This window comes from Bradyrhizobium sp. NBAIM08, assembly GCF_020193935.1.
GTDB lineage: Bacteria > Pseudomonadota > Alphaproteobacteria > Rhizobiales > Xanthobacteraceae > Bradyrhizobium > Bradyrhizobium yuanmingense.
This window is the reverse complement of record NZ_JADYVR010000871.1, coordinates 1-410: the sequence shown is the minus strand read 5'-3', so window position 1 is coordinate 410 and position 410 is coordinate 1. Positions and strand designations below refer to the sequence as shown.

Here is a 410-nt window from a genome sequence, read left to right as displayed (position 1 = left end):
GCTGCGCCAGCTGAAGGTGTGGGAGTCGCTGCCGCCGCACGCCGCCACGGCGGTGTACGACATGCACATCGAAGGCGACGCCGCCGGTCTGCTGGAGTTTTCGGCCTGGCAGCAGCGCTTCAGCGAGCTGGCCTGGATCACCGATGCCCCGGTGCTGGAGCGCTCGCTGGCCGCGGCGGTGCGCTATGCGCCGCACATCACCTTGATGCACAGCCCCGTGGAGGCCACGCTCACCGCCTTGTGCGAAGGCAAGGCGTCGGCGGCCCGCGAGTCGCTGGGCGTGAGTTGGCAGCCGCAGGCCTATGGCCACCGCGCCATCGCCGCGCGGCTCACAGGCGAGGCACCGCACGCCAATACCGCCCGCCAATGGTTTCGCCAGCCCGATGTGCTGGCCTTGTTGCCCTTCGATG

The 410-nt window shown here is 70.2% G+C and carries 1 pseudogene; it reads left to right on the top strand.

What is annotated here, in order from left to right:
- Positions 1 to 410, top strand: a pseudogene (locus I6F37_RS42475) (ubiquinone biosynthesis protein UbiH); the annotation flags it as partial.